This window comes from Photorhabdus hindustanensis, from assembly GCF_002968995.1.
Classification (GTDB): Bacteria; Pseudomonadota; Gammaproteobacteria; order Enterobacterales; family Enterobacteriaceae; genus Photorhabdus; species Photorhabdus akhurstii.
Map to the genome: position 1 here is coordinate 26,337 of NZ_PUWT01000060.1, position 17,136 is coordinate 43,472.

A 17,136-nucleotide genomic window follows, 5' to 3' on the forward strand; every position below is an offset into this window, starting at 1 on the left:
CTAAATTTAAGGTTGTATTGGATTAACCTTTTTACCCACAGGGGAGCCTGTACCGTAAAACTAAACCCCTTGCGGATTACGCTGATTTTCTATTGCGACTCATAAGACATAAATAAGTTTAGCAACTCTTTAAGAAAAAGATAATAGAAAAAGCAAAAGATTAGAAAAATGTGATAACGAAAAGTTATCAACCGATAACTATAGGTTATCGCTAAAGTGGATTGTTGGTGAGGGTTGCCAAGATTATTTTTCACAGATAAATGAAAAGGGTGACAGTAATGAGATTGAGATAAAAGAATTTAGTAAGGATATACATTTTTATGGCTATTATTGCGTGTTCGAGTAACTTAATTTACTAACAACTGATGGGGAGGTGAGAAATAAGGCGTTGTTAAGTTGTTTTCGTAATTTACGCTCTATATGGTTTGGGGAATGGTAGTTATTTTGTGGTTTTTAATATTTATTCTTAAAATTGTTTCGTTAAGTTATTGTCTTTTAATTTTTATTTTCCAGTGGATTTTGCTAATAACAGCGAGCGGGGAGTTGATATTTTAAATGGAATAAACGATAGGCTGAACCGAGTGTTGTGGCTCAGCCTTGGTTTTAGTAACAATTATTGAGTGCCTAACCGGGGATTGATCACCGGCTGTTTTGTTAACGATTTTTATTTATTGCCGCTATCCGTACTAGTCGGTCTCATAACGGCCGGATCTTTAAACCGATCATTCGGGTTGTCTTCTGGTGGCGTCCAGAAAGCAACATCATGAGCCCAATTGCACAGGTCTTGCATTCTAATTAACAGTGCTGGGTTGTCCCAATCACTTTCCCATTCAAATTTCTCTTCGGGTTTACGCTCCCATGAAAATCCGGTCCCTTTGCAGCTTGCTGTGTAAACCAGGTCTGTCACATTAGATTCCAGAACGTTTTTGTCTCCCTGGAATCTGTGGATGATCTGATTTGCAACGACAGCATCCGTCTCAAGGGTTGCTGTGGCTTCGCCAGGCGCCCAATCTTTACGTTTGGCAACCATCTTACAGGTATATTTACCTGTTACCACATGTGGCACCTTGAAGATTCCGTTTGGCGCTCTAATCCAAAACAGGCCCTCTTTTAACTTTAAATCTCCGGTCGGTGTTGGAAACTCATGATCGACTACTGGCGGAAAGATACCTACTAAGTTAGTGTACCTCCTTGCTGGGTAATGAACCGGCTTACCTTTGTTGTCTTTCCCATTGATGATTGGCTGCCCGAGAGCTCTGAATATGGATTCTGCGTCCCAGGGCGGGCTAGCAGGGTATATTGGGTCTGGTGTTGGTGCACTGGGGCATTTTGCAGCGGCCAATACCGAGGTGGAAAAAAGCACTCCTATAGACACACCCATCACCCATGTCGGCCACCGGCGTATTCGGCCAACATCCGGCTTGACTCTGTTGATGAGTTTTTTTTCAGTATTAATCGGATATTCTGACGGGGATTGTTCCCCGGTTGGTATATTAAAAATTTTCATTTTTTGTGATAACCCTGTCCCGGCCAGATTGCATTGGCCTTTTAAGGGTACTCCTTCTTTAAATGATTATTTTCTGCATCGGGTTATCCGTGCAGGCCAGCGCCAACGTTACAGGTTGCATTTATATAAGGGTATTGCTGGCACTTATGTTTGAGGAGAAATCGTCTTGATGCATATTACCCTCCGAAATTTAAGCTTGTATTGAATTGACTTTTTTACCTACAGGGGAGTCCGTTAACAAAAACTTAATCCTTTTTGGGTTAAGCTGATTTTCTATCGCGACTAATAAGACATAAATAAGTTTAGCAACTCTTTAAAAAAAAGATAATAGAAAAGGCAAAAAACGAAAAGAATGTGATAACGAAAAATTATCAGCCAATAACTATAGATTAACGCTAAAGTTGATTGTTGGTGGTGGTTTTCAAGATTGTTTTTCACAGGTAAATGACAATAATGAGATTTGGGCGGAATAATTTATCGGGGATGTACATCTTTATGGATATTATTTATTACGTGTGTGAGTAACTTAATTTACTAACAACTGATCGCAAGACGGAAAATAAGTCGTTGTTAAGTTGTTGCCGTAACTCTCGTTCTGTGTGGTTTATGAAAAATTAGTTATTTTGGGATTTTTGATATTTGTTTTGAGAACTGTTTCGTAAAATTATTGTTTTTTCAATCTTTATTTGTAAGCTAATTTTGGTAATAACAGTGGGTGGGTGAGATGATATTTAAAGTAGAATAAGCGATAGGCTGAACCGAGGTATTGTGGTTCAGCCTTGGTTTTACTGTTTTTTAGTCATTCATAATACCAATCGGCTAATCATCATATTCGCTATGTACTATATTGTCACCCAGATCCAAAAGGTCCCAGGCTAATCTTTGGCCATTCGCCCGTAAAATGGTGAATGCGCTGCTGGATGCACTTAGGCTGATGATATCTTGTAGTTGGGCTATTCCAGGTGGTATCTGGATATTAAGTTCTTTGGACCCCCAAGCGACCACGCTACGGTTTGCCCGTAGAGCTGCGAAAGCATAATGACCTCGCGAGGAATCATCAAGATCGGTTGTACTCAGGCTGACGATATCCTTTAATTTGGCAATCTCGGGTGGAACACTAATAAGACCCCAGGAGACCACACTGCGGTCTGCCCGTAGGGCTACAAATGTGTTCCTTGATGAGTATAGGCTGACGATATCCTTTAATGCGGCAATTGCGGGTGGAACCTGACCACCAGAGTCCGGATCCCCCCAGGCGACGACACTGCGATCTGTACGCAAAGCGGCGAAAGCACCATTTGTTGCACTTAGACTGATAATATCCCGTAATGAGGCGATTTCTGGTGGGACTTGGCCGCCATAGTCTTGATGCCCCCAAGCGACTACGCTGCGGTTTGCCCGCAGGGCGGCTAAAGCATAAGTTGTTATACTTAGGTTGACAATATCTTGCCATTTTACAATTTCAGGAGGTATGGGATATCCGGGCCAGGTGACCACGCTGAGGTCTGCTCGCCGGGCGATGAAAATGTTATTTATTGAACTGAGACTGATAATATCCTGTAATTTGGCAATATCGGGCGGAACTCGGACTTTTCCCCAAGCGACCACGCTACCGTTTGCTCTAAGGGCGGTAAAGGTATCATTTGTAAAGCTATATTGTACAATGAATTTGTACTTGCCAATGCTCTTATTTTCGCAATGGGCTCGATTACGGCCTGGCCACCAGGCTGCACAGACACTATCCGAAATGTTATGTATTGAACTTATGCTTATAATGTCCTTTAATTCAGCAATTTCTGCTGGTAATTTGCCGCCATATTCCTGATCTCCCCAAGCGACTACACTACCGTCTGCCCGCAAGGCTGCGAAAGCATAATTTGTTGAACTCAGGCTGACAATATCCTGTAATTTGGCAATTTCTGGCGGTATAGAGCCGCCATACTTCTCATCTCCCCAAGCGACCACGCTACGGTCTGCCCGCAGGGCCGCGAATGCATAGCCTGTTGAACTCAGGCTGACGATATCTTGTAATTTGGCAATTTCTGACGGTATAGAGCCGCCACCGCTCTCATCTCCCCAAGCGACTATTCTGCCATTGGTTAATAACATGGCGCTCGCGGTGTAAGTGGAGGTGATGGAGACCTTGTTGTCTTTCCCATTGATTATTGGCTGCCCGAGAGATTTGAATATGTATTCTGCGTCCCCTAGGTCTGGTGTTGGTTTACTGGGGTATTCAGTAGCAGCCAATACCGAGGTGAAAAAAAGCGCCCCTATAGATACGCACATTACCCATGCCGACCACCGGCGATTTCGGCCAACATTCTGCTTCACTCTATTGATGAACGTTTTTTCAGTATTCATCGGAGACTCTGGCGGGGATTGTTCCCCGGTTGGTATATTAAAAATTTTCATTCTCTGTGATAACCCTGTCCCGGCCAGATTGTATTGGCCTTTTAAGGGTCCTCCTTCTTTAAATGATTATTTTCTGCATCGGGTTACCCGTGCAGTCCCTCATTACAGGTTGCATTTATATAAGAGTATTGCTGGAACTCATGTTTGAGGAGAAATCGTCTTGATGCATATTACCCTCCTAAATTTAAGATTGTATTGGATTGATCTTTTTTACCCACAGGCGGAGTTTGTTAATAGAACCTAGATCCTTTGTGGGTTAAGCTGATTTTCTATTGCGACTAATAAGACATAAATAAGTTTAGCAACTCTTTAAAAAAAAGATAATAGAAAAAGCAAAAGATTAAAAAATGTGATAACGAAAAATTATCAGCCAATAACTATAGATTAACGCTAAAGTTGATTGTTGGTAGTGGTTTTCAAGATTGTTTTTCACAGGTAAATGACAATAATGAGATTTAGGCAGAATAGTTTGTCGGGGATGTACATCTTTATGGCTATTATTTATTACGCGTACGAGTAACTTAATTCACTAATAACTTATTGCAAGGCGGGGAATAAGTCATTGTTAAGTTGTTGTCGTAATTATCGTTCTATGTGGTTCATGAAAAATCAGTTATTTTGGGGTATTTGATATTTGTTTTCAGAACTGTTTCGTAAAGTTATTGTTTTTTAATCTTTATTTGTAAGCTGATTTTGCTAATAACAGTAGGTGGGTGAAATGATATTTAAAATGGAATAAGCAATAGGCTGAACCGAGGTATTATGGCTCAGCCTTGGTTTTACTGTTTTTAGTTATTCATAATACTAATCGGTTAATCATCATATTCGCTATGCACTATATTGTCACCCAGATCCAAAAGATCCCAGGCTAATCTTTGGCCATTCGCCCGTAAGACGGCGAATGCGCTGCTTGATTTACTAAGGCTGATTATATCTTGTAGTTGGGCTATTCCAGGTGGTATTTGGATATTAAGTTCTTTGGACCCCCAAGCGACCACACTACCGTTTGCCCGTAGAGCCGCGAAAGCATAATTACCACGACTCGCAAAATCGTCAAGATCGGTTGTACTCAAGCTGACGATATCCTTTAATTTAGCAATCTCGGGTGGGACACTGATAGTACCCCAGGAGACCACACTGCGGTCTGCCCGTAGAGCTATAAATGTGTTCCTTGATGAGTATAGGCTGACGATATCCTTTAATACGGCAATTTCGGGTGGAACCTGACCACCAGAGTCCGGGTCCCCCCAGGCGACTACACTGCGATCGGTACGCAAAGCGGCGCAAGCGCCATTTGTTGCACTTAAGCTGACAATATCCCGTAATGCGGCAATTTCTGGTGGGACTTGGCCGCCATAGTTTTGATGCCCCCAAGCGACCACGCTACGGTTTGCCCGCAGGGCGGCTACAGCATAGGTTGTTACATCTAGGTGGATAATATCCTGCCATTTTGCAATTTCAGGAGGTATGGGATACCCGGGCCAGGTGACTACGCTGAGGTCTGCTCGCCTGGCGATGAAAATATTATTTATTGAACTGAGACTGATAATATCCTCTAGCTTGCTAATATCTGACGGAACAGGGACTTTTCCCCAAGCGACCACCTTGCCGTTTGCCCTAAGGGCGGTAAAGGTATCATTTGTGAAGTTATATGTTGAAATGATCTTGGGCCCGCCACGGTTGCCATGGCTGTCGTAATCTCCGCAATTGAATTGATTACGGTCTGGCCACCAGGCTGCACAAACATTATCCGAAATGCTATGTATTGAACTTATGCTTATAATGTCCTTTAATTCAGCAATTTCTGCTGGTAATTTGCCGCCATATGCTTGACCTGTCTGACCTCCCCAAGCGACTACACTACCGTTTGCCCGTAAGGCCGCGAATGCGCAATTTGTTGAACTCAGGCTGACAATATCCTGTAATTTAGCAATTTCTTCTGGGAGATTGCCGCCAAACCCCTCATCTCCCCAAGCAACCACGCTACGGTCTGCCCGCAGGGCCGCGAATGCGTGACCTGTTGAACTTAGGCTGACAATATCCTGTAATTTGGCAATTTCTGGCGGTATAACGCCTCCACAGCTCTCCTCTCCCCAAGCGACTATTCTGCCGTTTGTTAATAGCATGGCGCTCGCGGTGTAAGTTGAGGCGATGGAGGATTTGTTGTCAAAGTGACTACATATCCCACCTCCAGATTGCTGGTATAGTTTGTTTGGTGAGAATGCGTTATTTGGGTTCATATTATTCTCCTAATAAGGTTATATCGGATTGACCTTACTCACAGGGAGTCTGTACCGTAAAACCTCTGCTTAATGGATTAATTAATAGTCGTATTCATAATGTAATTTATTATCATTAGCCGAACCCCAGCCAACTCTCTGACCATCGGCCCGCAGTACGGTAAATGAGTTTCTTGATGCATTTAGGCTAACGATATCTTGTAACCGAGCTATTCCGAGTGGGACTTGATCGCCTTGATAATTGCCGTATCCCCAGGCAACGACGCTACCGTTGATCCGTAGGGCGGCAAATGCGGTTTCTGTTGCGCTGATACTGACAATATCTTGCAATGCGGCAATGTCGGGTGGGGTTTTGATATCATTACCTCCCCAGACGACGACACTGCGATCTGCCCGTAGGGCCGCGAAAGCCTTCGATGTTGTGTACAGACTGACGATATCTTGTAATTGAGCAATTTCTGGCGGGAGTTGACCACCGTTACCTTCGTTTCCCCAAGCGACGACGCTCCGGTTTTTCCGCAGAGCCGCGAAAGCATCATCTGTCGCACTTAGGCTAACGATATCCCGTAATTGGGCAATGTCGGGTGGGATTTGACTACTGGGGTCATTTCCCCAAGCGATTACCCTGCCATTTGGCAATAACATGGCGGTTGCCCCTCTGGTAGAAGCGATAGGCATATTATTATCAGCGTGACTACTCCTGCTTGGTTGCCAATATTGTTTTATAGGATTACCGCCGGTATCCATGTTGGGTGAGGGATCGTTATTTTGATTCATATTATTCTCCTAATGATGGTGATATCGGATTGACCTTTTTACCTACATTACCCACAGGGGAATCTATGCCATAAAACCTATCCTTTGCGGGTTAAGCTGATTTAATACTAGCCATTCTTTGATGAGTAAGATAATAGAGAGAGGTTATCGGCTAATAACTATAGGTTAATACTAAATTGATTTTTTGGTAGTTGGTTTTGGATTATTTTTTATCGATAAGTGATGAAGGTTAAAATTATGAGGCTTGAACGACAGAATTTAGAGGAAATGTACATCTTTATGGCTACTTTTATTAATGCGTAAATATGTAACTTAATATGCTAAGTATTAATTGTAAAATAAAGAATAAAAACACCCGGGTGGTTACCTTAATATTCTATTTTTCCTGTTTATAAAAGTGTCAGTTATTTTTTGGTTTTTGATCTTTATTTGAAAATTGATATTGGTGATAAAAGAGGGAGGGAGAACTAAGATTTAAAATGAATGCTTGATAGGCTGAGTTATTATATCTGTCTCAGCCATTGGTTAATGGTTCACTTAATGGATTAACTAATTATATTCGCCGTGAGCCTTAGCGAAATCCGCCGTAAACCCTCGCCCAATGCGGGCGGTGATATAAGGCGAAAAGCCCGCAGGGCTTTAAAGATCCGTTACTGTGTTGATGAGGGATCAGGTAATTGTTGTGATCTCCCTGCCAACTGTTTGACACCTGGCTGACCAATCAGGGAACGCATCTGAGTAGTGAAAACTGTTCAAACCTGCCTGGCTTTTAAACCTCTCGAATTCGACAGGTTTAAAATTGGCTGAATTGTAGAGCTGCTCCCATATTCCCAGAAACTCAATAGTATTTCGGTTACGCAGCCAATTATAGAGGATACTCTCGTCCCCAAAGTTCTTGACCATATCGGTCAACGAGATGTAGTCCTGATCATTATCTATCGTTGAAAAATGCGGATGTAGCTGACTGTTACAAGAGAAAACAAATATGAAAAACACCCGAAGATGCTTTTCTATGTCGTTTGGATTAAGTTGTTTTGAAGCCAAAATGTAGTTCACAATTGCAAGCTTTGGCGTAGTTCAATAATGTCTTAAGTGTTGGGTTTCCATTTCCTTTTTCAAGCCTGGAAATATTCGCTTCTTTTGTTCCCATACGCTGGGCAACTTGGTTTTGAGTTAAACCAGCAGCATGCCGCATGCGTAATAGAGTATTAATTAGCTCGAATTCTGGTTTTAGCGCATCATACTCAGCTTTTACATCTGGGTTAGATAATGCTTTGGATTTTAGCGACTTTAAACTACTCATTTTGTAACCTCTTTCATTCGTTTATAAGCGAGATCAAGATCCTTTTTAGATATCTTCTGGTTTTTCTTAATAAACGCATGAAGGACGATGATATTTGGGCCTTGTAGGTAACAAAACAATCTGCGTCCAATACCTTCTTGCGCTTTGGCTCGAATCTCGAATAGACCTTTTCCCATTGACTTAGTGTGTGGCTCTCCAAGATTAGCGCCATATTCTTCAATGAGTTCAAGTAGTTTCAGCATACGAGCTTGAATTCTGGGTGGCATATTGAGGATCGCATCCTCGAGACCATCATAGAGTTCAACGTTCCAGTTCATATTCAATATTGCCCTAAAGCTTATCTTATATGATAAGCTTGTGAGTTGTCAAACCTCTGTTTTCGATGAAAACCACAGGGGTGGGAGTTGTTATGGCAACCCTGAACTAAATATTAAATGCATCAGCTTTTCACCATAATATCCGCTCTATGCAGTATATAAAAAAGTCCGTTACCTTGGGATTTCAGGCAGTTATTCCTTCGAACCGCTTCGCAAAGTTATTATTTCTGCCTTGGACAGTATCTCTTTATCCTCTATTGTGCCGTTATGCATGGATAGCCAAGGAGCAGCGGATGCTTAATTTATTGATATTGATTCTGTTTATTGTTTTCAGTACACCGATAGTTGCGGCTGAGATATCAGATACAGAGAATAATTGTCCTGATTGAGCCGGTATTTTTTACATGGTGATATATTCAGGCGCTATGATCATTCAATCACCTACTCGTAGCTAGATTAATGTATTAGAAATAACGCAAGAAAAATTCTATCGTCGTAAATAACTAAGGCCATTGCTGGGCAGTATGTAACACTCTGAGTATCTGTAAAAGGTTTCCCTGAACTTGGTAGATAATAACGTAATGGGGATGAACGACAGCCTCTCGTGTCCCTTTTACCCTACCGGGTTTATACATATTGGGGTGTTGGCAGGCAGTTTCTGCCGTCAATTCAAATCCATTATCTAGTTCAATTGCAGCTAGCGGATTATCCAGCGCGATATACTCCATAATAGCCTCACGATCAGCCAGAGCCATTGGCTTCCATTCCAACTCCATTATATCTCCTTACGTAGGGCCGCTTTTTTGGCTGCAAACCGCGCTTTAACTTCCTCATGGGGAATGCTGGGGTGGGGATCATCGATAGCTGCCTGAACTTGCTTACGGAACCATGCGTCATAAGCAGCTGCCTTATGTGTCCGTTTCAGAGCTTCTGCACGGTCTGGGCGGGCAATTTTCGTTGGTGTATCCAGATTATAATTGGCTGCATCTACATTGAACTGTGCGATGCCGACGTCTTTAAGATAGGTGACAAGGGTTTCCAGCCGTTTGAACAGGCGTACTTGACGGCTGCGCTGGGCAACCAAAGGACGCTCCACCGTGCCATATTTCACCATCAGAGCCCATCCGTCGTTATGACCTACCACATGTACCGAGTTAACAGCGCCAGCTTCAACCAGGCGATTTAGTGTGGGATGATCGATTGTTTCTGTGACCATAAATGTTCTCCTGAGTTATGTATATGCAAGTACTTAGAGTAGCATATGCAATTAATTATTAATTGCAATGCAATAAATAGTTAAATGAGCCAAGTTCTCACCATAATTATCTGTTTTGTGTAGTATATAAAAAATTCCGTTGCCTTGGGGTTTCAGGAAGTTATTCTTCGAACCGCTTCGCAAAGTTATTATCTTTGCCTTGGACAGTCTTTCTTTATCCTCTATGTTGCCGTTATTACATGGATAGCTTGGGAGCGACGGATGCTTAATTTATTGATGTAGTCACATGGATGTATCAGAAAAGAGTTGTCTTGGGTAAGAATGGAATTTACACTGCATTCTATGGTGTATAATTTATCAACAATTATTGCCTTAATATCATTAAGTTAATTTTATTCTGCCATACGTTTGTGGCGCAAATTACAGGGGCTACAGCGATGAGGCTTGAACTGCAAAATTTAGATGAGATGTCACCGGCGCAAGAGTGCGCTTTTATAGCTATCTTTGATGCTCAACTGGCAAATGACGATGGTTCAGAGGCACGTGCTCACCTCAATGCAGGTGAACCAATTTATTATGCGGAGTTTGACACTCCAGCAGGGATGGTTATTAAAGAATATCCAGGCGGCCGTAGGGAACTGGCTAGTTTTATGAGTGGTACCGAGGAGATAGTTGAGGTTTTGGAAGAGTGACGCATCGGCCTCAGCTATGGGTTATTGCAGGACCTAATGGAGCTGGCAAATCGACACTGGTTCGACGTCATCTAACTGGCAAGGTTCCTGTAGTAAATCCCGATGATATAGCACGAGAACTCAGTCCGCATAATCCATTACTGAAAAATGCGGATATAGTTGGCTGTTATAAGAGAAAATAAATATGAAAAATACCCGAAGATGCTTTTTTTATCGTTTGGATTAAATTGTTTTGAAGCCAAAATGTAGTTCTCAATTGCAAGCTTTGGTGTAGTTCAATAATGTCTTAAATGTTGGGTTTCCATTTCCTTTTTCAAGCCTGGAAATATTCGCTTCTTTTGTTCCTATACGTTGTGCAACTTGGTTTTGCGTTAGGCCAGCGGCATGCCGCATGCGTAATAGAGTATTAATTAGCTCGAATTCTGGTTCTAATGCATCATACTCAGCTTTTACATTTGGGTTAGCTAATGCTTTGGATTTTAGCGATTTTAAACTACTCATTTTGTAACCTCTTTCATTCGTTTATAAGCGAGATCAAAATCCTTTTTAGGTGTTTTCTGGTTTTTCTTAATAAACGCATGAAGGACGATGATATTTGGGCCTTGTAGGTAGCAAAACCATCCGCGTCCAATACCTTCTTGCGCTTTGGCTCGAATCTCGAATAGACCTTTTCCCATTGACTTAGTGTGTGGCTCTCCAAGATTAGCGCCATATTCTTCAATGAGTTCAAGCAGTTTCAGCATACGAGCTTGAATTCTGGGTGGCATATTGAGGATCGCATCCTCGACACCATCATAGAGTTCAACGTTCCAGTTCATATTCAATATTGTCCTAAGACTTATCTTATATGATAAGTTTGTGAGTTGTCAAACCTCTGTTTTCGATGAAAACCACAGGGGGGAGTTGTTATGGCAACCCTGAACTAAATATTAAATGCATCAGCTTTTCACCATAATATCCGCTCTATGCAGTATATAAAAAAGTCCGTTACCTTGGGATTTCAGGCAGTTATTCCTTCGAACCGCTTCGCAAAATTATTATCTTTGCCTTGGACAGCATCTCTTTATCCTCTATTTTGCCGTTATGCATGGATAGCCAAGGAGCAGCGGATGCTTAATTTATTGATATTGATTCTGTTTATTGTTTTCAGTACACCGATAGTTGCGGCTGAGACATTGAATACAGAGAAAGATTGCCCGGATTGAGCGGGTATTTTTTACATTCTCCGCACGAAGGGGTCTGACGGTTCTAGTTATCTTTCTTCTCTTTGCGGGTTCAGGTGTTCGTTATGATGGCATCAAGGGCTGAGATAATTTCATTTCTGGATGAGGCTACGTTGCATATAAAATCTGATTTGTTGATTTTTTTTGCATCCAGAAACGTTATTGCCGGTGTAACTATATAATAACTATTATTATTAATGACCACCTGAGGGGTGATTCTTTTCTGGTTGAGGCAATGTTATTTTTAGATACCAGAGGAACAATAATCCTTGTTGTTAAATCATCAAAATAATCATTCTGGATAATAAGGTAAAACGGCCAAAGCCTGTTTGTTTTGGCCGATGGATTACGATACACATCAAATTGCTGTGGCATTACAGGCTCCCGAAAAATTCATCGTCTGTGAGCATTCCAGCTTTCGCCATGAATATGTTCATAGCTTGCATATCTTCTTTCTCTTTCTCATCCTGTTTAGCTTTTATAGCCTGCGCCAGAAGGATATCTAGTGTTGCTGAAAGATTCATGTCCATACTGTGGGCTTTATCGACCAGTGAAGCCGTCAGGTACACGTTGGTGCTTCTTTTGGTACTGTTACGGGGAGAGGTAACGGTATTCATGGTGTTTACTCCTATGCGCAAAGGTATGATGGGTAACGGAAAAACAATCAAGTATCCTGCTTCTTGAAAGACTTAGAATTTAATTATTAATTGCAATGCAATAAATAGTTAAATGAGTTAGGTTCTCACCATAATTATCGGTTTTGTGCAGTATATAAAAAAGTCCGTTACCTTGGGGTTTCAGGCAGTTATTCCTTCGAACCGCTTCGCAAAATTATTATCTTTGCCTTGGACAGCATCCCTTTATCCTCTATTTTGCCGTTATGTATGGATAGCCAAGGAGCAATGGATGCTTAATTTATTGATATTGATTCTGTTTATTGTTTTCAGTACACCGATAGTTGCGGCTGAGACATTGAATATAGAGAAAGATTGCCCGGCATGGTCGCAGGAAAAATTACAACGTGAAACAAAAAGTCTGATGCAACAAATGGCTCAATGGGATCAACTTTATCGTCAGAAAGGGATCAGCGAGATTGATGATGAAGTTTATGATCAATTAATGTCGGAGCTAATTCATTGGCAGCTTTGTTTGAAACAATCACCTGATTCGAACTTTCCGGTAGAAGTTGTTGCGGATAATAAGCTGGTTCATCCGGTTGCTCATACCGGATTAAGTAAACTGAAAGACGAACGGGAAATTAACCGATGGTTGCACGGCAGATTACCTGTTTGGTTACAGCCAAAGATTGATGGCGTGGCGGTAACACTGGTTTATCAGAACGGGAAACTGGTTTCATTGATCAGCCGGGGCAATGGTGCCGAAGGGGTAAACTGGACAGCAAAAAGCCGACAGATTCCCGATATTCCCCAAGAGATAGAAAATGCACCGCCTTATATGGTACCGCCTTATATGGTACCGCCTTATATGGTATTACAAGGGGAGCTTTTTCTGCATAAGGATGGACATATACAGCAATCTTCTGGCAGTGATGGCGCTCGTAATCGTGTTGCCGGTTTAATGATGCGTAAGGAGCATTCGCCGGAATTAAAGCAAGTCGGTGTGTTTATCTGGAGCTGGCCGGATGGTCCTGTTGATATGGAAAATAAATTACAGAAGTTGGCAAGTATGGGTTTTCCATTAGCGCTTCGCCACAGCCATAAAATAGAGAGGCCAGAACAGGTACAGAAACTGCGGATGCACTATTTTGCACAACCCATGCCTTTTGCCACAGACGGTATCGTGCTGAAACAGGAAATTGAACCTAAAGGGAATCAATGGCGGTCTGGATCTAACAGTTGGGCTGTGGCATGGAAACATCCTTTACGCCATCAGGTAACACAAGTCAGGGAAGTGAGTTTTACTATTGGCAGAACAGGCAAAATTTCAGTTGTGCTTGGGCTGGATAAGGTGAAATTGGATGACCGACAAGTCAGCCGAGTCAATATTGGCTCAGTCCGTCGTTGGCAACAATTGGATGTGTTGCCGGGGGATCAGGTGACTCTCACGCTGGCCGGTCATGGTATCCCGAAATTAGCTCAAGTGGTGTGGAGGATTAAAGAGCGTCAGAATATTCAGCCGCCAGATAAGCAGCGTTATCATGCGCTGAGTTGCTTGACGTTAACGGCGGGTTGCGAACAACAGTTTAATGCGCGACTGAAATGGCTTGGTGAAAGTTTGCAAATGACAGGCGTCAGTAGCGGTAGCTGGGCAATGTTGACCGAACAGAAATTAGTCACTGATTTAACCGGTTGGTTGGCGCTTTCAGTTCAACAAATTGCGGCCTTACCGGGAATTGGAGATAAACGAGCACAGGCTATTTATTCACAATTCAGCAAGGCAAAAAATCAGCCTTTTTCCTATTGGATGAAAGGGATTGGAGTGCCTTATATGGATAAGTTGTCTGACGATGTTGATCACTGGCGGCAACTGGAGCAGAAATTAGCCGGATCACAGTTAAAACAGCAATTCACTAGCGGGCAATTGAAAAAGTTGTCTGATTTTGTCAATGACACGCAGGTTAAAGCAATTGCAGAGAAACTGTCAGTGGCTGGTATCAAGGGGTTTGATCGGGAAAACGGGGCTGTGGTTAACCCCGTAGGTATAGCTATAGCTCAGTGATCAGAATGTTCATAATTAAAAACAGGTAATCCAAGGCGATAGCGAATAGCAACCAATCTTGCTGTCAAACCTGCGATTAAGGTAATCAGTACAATGCCATCCTGCGGTAATGGCGTATGCTGTAACCCGATGTATAACCAAGCGGCGGCAAAAGAGACACCGGCATAAATCTCTTTCTGGAAAACCAACGGAATGGTGTTACACAGCATATCGCGTAACACGCCACCGAAAACACCGGTGATAACCGCCGCGATGGAGGCGATGATTGGGCTATAGTTCATATCCAGTGCAATCTGTGCGCCGAGAATGGAAAAAACAATCAAGCCAATGGCATCAAGGATCAGAAACAAGCGGCGCAAATGCTTCATCATGGGGGCAACCCAAGTGGTTATTACAGCGGCACAGGCGACGGTGACGATATATTCAGGGTGTTTAACCCAACCTAGAGGGTAGTGCCCCAGAAGTATATCCCGAACGGAGCCGCCGCCAATGGCGGTTACCGAAGCAATAATAATCACGCCGAACATGTCCATTTTACGGCGGCCCGCAGCTAAAGCGCCGGTCATCGCTTCGGCAGTAATACCAATGATATAAAGAACACTTAGTAACATAGGTTATTCGATGTGCATAACGTAAAAAGGTAAGAGTAATGTCGAAGTGGTAAAGTCTCGACTGAAATTTTTTAGTTCCATCCATTTCGGATTAATATTATTTATCCGAAGAAACCTGATGTAAGGATAATAAAATGGCCTTTCAGGAACGGCAAATCACGTTTGATAATCGCAGCCACCAGCTTACCAATATTAATGTCTGGACGCCAGACAGCCAGTGGTTAGCTTATGATGTACGTCCTCATGGCGCTTCTTTTACCGGTTTAACGATAGAAAAAATTCATGTACACAGTGGCAAAACAGAAATTATCTATCAGGCTAAAGAGGGGGCTCATGTTGGCGTGGTGACAGTCAGCCCAACGGAACCTGTCCGGTATGCGTTTATTCATGGGCCTGAATTCCCAGATGAGCAATGGCATTACGATTTTCATCATCGGCGAGGGGTGATTGTCAGCGAAGATTTACCGGGAAAAGCGGTCACTCTGGATGCAATGGATGTTACTGCTCCTTATACGCCGGGAGCGTTGCGCGGAGGCAGCCACGTTCATGTATTCAGCCCGGATAGTAGCCGTCTGAGTTTTACTTATAACGATCATGTTATGCATGAACTTGATCCAGCGCTGGATTTACGCAATATCGCCGTGGCTGTGCCTTTCAAATCAGTTGAGCCACCTAAACATCATCCCCGTGAATATGATGGTAGCTATTTCTCCGTTGTAGTCAGTCGTACCACTTTTCAGCCGGAGCCGGGTAGTGATGAGATTAACCGTGCCTATGAAGAGTGTTGGGTCGGCCAAGCTGGATATCGTAAAGCGGATGGAAATTGGCAGCGTTGGGCGTTGGCATTTATTGGCGATACTATTTCTGCGACAGGGGAAAAAGTACCGGAAGTTTATATCGTTGATTTACCAGAACAGGATGCTGATTATGCCGTAGCAGGGGAAAAACCACTGCAAGGGACGGAAACAACATTACCTGCACCGCCTGCTAATATCATGCAGCGTCGTCTGACATTGACCAATCATAGGCGTTGGCCGGGGATAGAGAATAATCCACGCCACTGGTTGCGGGCTTCACCGGATGGTGAGCGGATTGGTTTTCTGATGAAAGATGACAATGGCATTGTGCAACTGTGGGCAATATCGCCAAATGGCGGCGAACCGCGTCAGATAACTCAGAGTCATTATGGTATTCAATCTGCTTTCAGTTGGGATCGAAGCGGTCAATATGTTGCTTTCATTTGTGATAACAGCGTGATGCTGTGTGATGTCAACAATGGTCAAATGCAGCGTTTGACAGAGCGTACAGAAAAAGCCCCTGCCGCGGATGCGGTTGTGATTTCACCGGATAACCATCATGTTGCCTTTATGCGTGAAGTTGATGGCTATATGCAAATTTTCCTGGTGGAAACAGGACTGAAATAAATATATTTGCCGCCAGTTCACTTGCTGCTGGTGGCAATAAATAAACCGGAACGGATTATCAATTAATTGTTTTTGGTTTGGTGTTGTGCTTTTTCTATTTTTTCAATTCGCTCTTTTGGTGAACTGGCTGATTGATCTTCGTCAGATTTTATATAGTCATAAGGTAATAACAGAGTATCTAATAACGCGGAAAAGGGTAGATCAATCGCGAGTAGTGGTTTCATTACCCAACCTGTATCTTGGTCTTTTAACATTTCAATGTCAGTTTTAGCGCCGGGATAATAACCGCGGCTAGGCCCGGAATGTGTCATGATGCTGGTACACCCGCTGATTAACAGCCATCCTAATGTGACGCAAAATAGAATTAGTTTATTACTCTTCATCGGTTCTATCGATCTCGTATGGCTAATCCGCTGAAATAGTTCGCCCTTGCGTGAGTTTGTTGGGTGATCTTTATTTCCCCAAATTTCTCCAAATCCCTTAATGAAGGGCTTTGACATCAATCACTATAATCACGTCACGCAACGTTGACCATAGCACCGAGATCAAAAAGTCGTGAATTTTTTATGTAACAGGATTTTTTTCTGTATTTAATTAATAAAAAGTAATGTCAGTCATTATAATGATCTGAATAGTCTATAGCTTAAATATTTCTTAAGTATATGCCCAATGGATTTCAAGATGCATCGCGATGGCGAGTGAGTATCGCCAACAAAGAGGCAACTTGAAAGATAA

At 42.6% G+C, this 17,136-nt stretch carries 18 protein-coding genes and 1 pseudogene; 4 read left to right on the forward strand and 15 right to left on the reverse strand.

Translation table 11 applies throughout. The features are described from left to right. Positions 1 to 664 precede the first annotated feature (664 nt). From C6H66_RS19960 to relB, 9 genes are all read right to left on the reverse strand, one after another. A complete protein-coding gene (locus tag C6H66_RS19960) occupies positions 665 to 1,507 on the reverse strand; it encodes a peptidase associated/transthyretin-like domain-containing protein (RefSeq protein WP_248000747.1) in 843 nt (280 codons plus the stop codon). 819 nt (positions 1,508 to 2,326) lie between these two features. Further along, positions 2,327 to 3,868, reverse strand: coding sequence for an RCC1 domain-containing protein (locus C6H66_RS27005; RefSeq protein ID WP_248000748.1), 1,542 nt, complete (start codon positions 3,866 to 3,868; stop codon positions 2,327 to 2,329). 863 nt (positions 3,869 to 4,731) lie between these two features. After that, entirely contained in the window at positions 4,732 to 6,159 is a 1,428-nt protein-coding gene (locus C6H66_RS19970; protein ID WP_105396505.1) for an RCC1 domain-containing protein, read from the reverse strand. Positions 6,160 to 6,240: 81 nt separating this feature from the next. Further along, on the reverse strand, positions 6,241 to 6,936 hold the full coding sequence (locus tag C6H66_RS19975) for an RCC1 domain-containing protein (RefSeq protein WP_105396506.1): 696 nt from the start codon (positions 6,934 to 6,936) through the stop codon (positions 6,241 to 6,243). 669 nt (positions 6,937 to 7,605) lie between these two features. Further along, positions 7,606 to 7,992, reverse strand: coding sequence for a KilA-N domain-containing protein (locus tag C6H66_RS19985; protein ID WP_321208835.1), 387 nt, complete (start codon positions 7,990 to 7,992; stop codon positions 7,606 to 7,608). After that, positions 7,961 to 8,239 (reverse strand): helix-turn-helix domain-containing protein, encoded by a 279-nt coding sequence (locus C6H66_RS19990; RefSeq protein WP_036779863.1) that lies wholly within the window; start codon positions 8,237 to 8,239, stop codon positions 7,961 to 7,963. Before C6H66_RS19990 ends, C6H66_RS19985 begins: the two co-directional genes overlap by 32 nt. Beyond that, positions 8,236 to 8,556, reverse strand: a complete 321-nt coding sequence (locus C6H66_RS19995) for a type II toxin-antitoxin system RelE/ParE family toxin (RefSeq protein WP_040151252.1) — start codon at positions 8,554 to 8,556, stop codon at positions 8,236 to 8,238. Before C6H66_RS19995 ends, C6H66_RS19990 begins: the two co-directional genes overlap by 4 nt. Positions 8,557 to 9,059: 503 nt before the next feature. Beyond that, on the reverse strand, positions 9,060 to 9,332 hold the full coding sequence (locus C6H66_RS20000) for a type II toxin-antitoxin system RelE/ParE family toxin (protein WP_065392327.1): 273 nt from the start codon (positions 9,330 to 9,332) through the stop codon (positions 9,060 to 9,062). Then, entirely contained in the window at positions 9,332 to 9,772 is a 441-nt protein-coding gene (gene relB / locus C6H66_RS20005; RefSeq protein WP_046397879.1) for a type II toxin-antitoxin system RelB family antitoxin, read from the reverse strand. The genes C6H66_RS20000 and relB overlap by 1 nt, the downstream gene beginning before the upstream one ends. Positions 9,773 to 10,209: 437 nt before the next feature. On the opposite strand from relB, the gene C6H66_RS20010 reads away from it, so the two are divergent. Both C6H66_RS20010 and C6H66_RS20015 read left to right on the forward strand, forming a co-directional pair. Beyond that, complete coding sequence (locus C6H66_RS20010) at positions 10,210 to 10,464, forward strand: hypothetical protein (protein WP_046397878.1); 255 nt, start codon at positions 10,210 to 10,212, stop codon at positions 10,462 to 10,464. Further along, a complete protein-coding gene (locus tag C6H66_RS20015; protein ID WP_236548324.1) occupies positions 10,461 to 10,646 on the forward strand; it encodes an AAA family ATPase in 186 nt (61 codons plus the stop codon). Before C6H66_RS20010 ends, C6H66_RS20015 begins: the two co-directional genes overlap by 4 nt. 70 nt (positions 10,647 to 10,716) lie before the next feature. Here the strand turns inward: C6H66_RS20015 and C6H66_RS20020 are convergent, their stop codons facing one another. The 4 genes and pseudogenes from C6H66_RS20020 to C6H66_RS20035 all read right to left on the reverse strand — a co-directional run bounded on the left by C6H66_RS20020 (position 10,717) and on the right by C6H66_RS20035 (position 12,304). After that, positions 10,717 to 10,965, reverse strand: coding sequence for a helix-turn-helix domain-containing protein (locus tag C6H66_RS20020; protein WP_105396507.1), 249 nt, complete (start codon positions 10,963 to 10,965; stop codon positions 10,717 to 10,719). Then, positions 10,962 to 11,282: a type II toxin-antitoxin system RelE/ParE family toxin gene (locus C6H66_RS20025; RefSeq protein ID WP_046397947.1), complete on the reverse strand. Its 321-nt coding sequence runs from the start codon at positions 11,280 to 11,282 to the stop codon at positions 10,962 to 10,964. The genes C6H66_RS20020 and C6H66_RS20025 overlap by 4 nt, the downstream gene beginning before the upstream one ends. 457 nt (positions 11,283 to 11,739) lie before the next feature. After that, positions 11,740 to 12,062 (reverse strand): annotated as a pseudogene (locus tag C6H66_RS20030) (CcdB family protein). Continuing rightward, entirely contained in the window at positions 12,062 to 12,304 is a 243-nt protein-coding gene (locus tag C6H66_RS20035) for a type II toxin-antitoxin system CcdA family antitoxin (RefSeq protein WP_036768299.1), read from the reverse strand. Before C6H66_RS20035 ends, C6H66_RS20030 begins: the two are co-directional and overlap by 1 nt. 289 nt (positions 12,305 to 12,593) lie before the next feature. On the opposite strand from C6H66_RS20035, the gene ligB reads away from it, so the two are divergent. Then, positions 12,594 to 14,366, forward strand: coding sequence for an NAD-dependent DNA ligase LigB (ligB, locus tag C6H66_RS20040; protein ID WP_105396508.1), 1,773 nt, complete (start codon positions 12,594 to 12,596; stop codon positions 14,364 to 14,366). On the opposite strand, the gene C6H66_RS20045 is transcribed toward ligB, so the two are convergent. Beyond that, entirely contained in the window at positions 14,360 to 14,977 is a 618-nt protein-coding gene (locus C6H66_RS20045; protein ID WP_036779852.1) for a trimeric intracellular cation channel family protein, read from the reverse strand. The genes ligB and C6H66_RS20045 overlap by 7 nt on opposite strands. Before the next feature lie 134 nt (positions 14,978 to 15,111). On the opposite strand from C6H66_RS20045, the gene C6H66_RS20050 reads away from it, so the two are divergent. After that, positions 15,112 to 16,401: a YidR family protein gene (locus C6H66_RS20050; protein ID WP_105396509.1), complete on the forward strand. Its 1,290-nt coding sequence runs from the start codon at positions 15,112 to 15,114 to the stop codon at positions 16,399 to 16,401. 62 nt (positions 16,402 to 16,463) lie between these two features. Here the strand turns inward: C6H66_RS20050 and C6H66_RS20055 are convergent, their stop codons facing one another. Further along, positions 16,464 to 16,739 (reverse strand): YceK/YidQ family lipoprotein, encoded by a 276-nt coding sequence (locus C6H66_RS20055; protein WP_236548287.1) that lies wholly within the window; start codon positions 16,737 to 16,739, stop codon positions 16,464 to 16,466. Positions 16,740 to 17,136 lie beyond the last annotated feature (397 nt).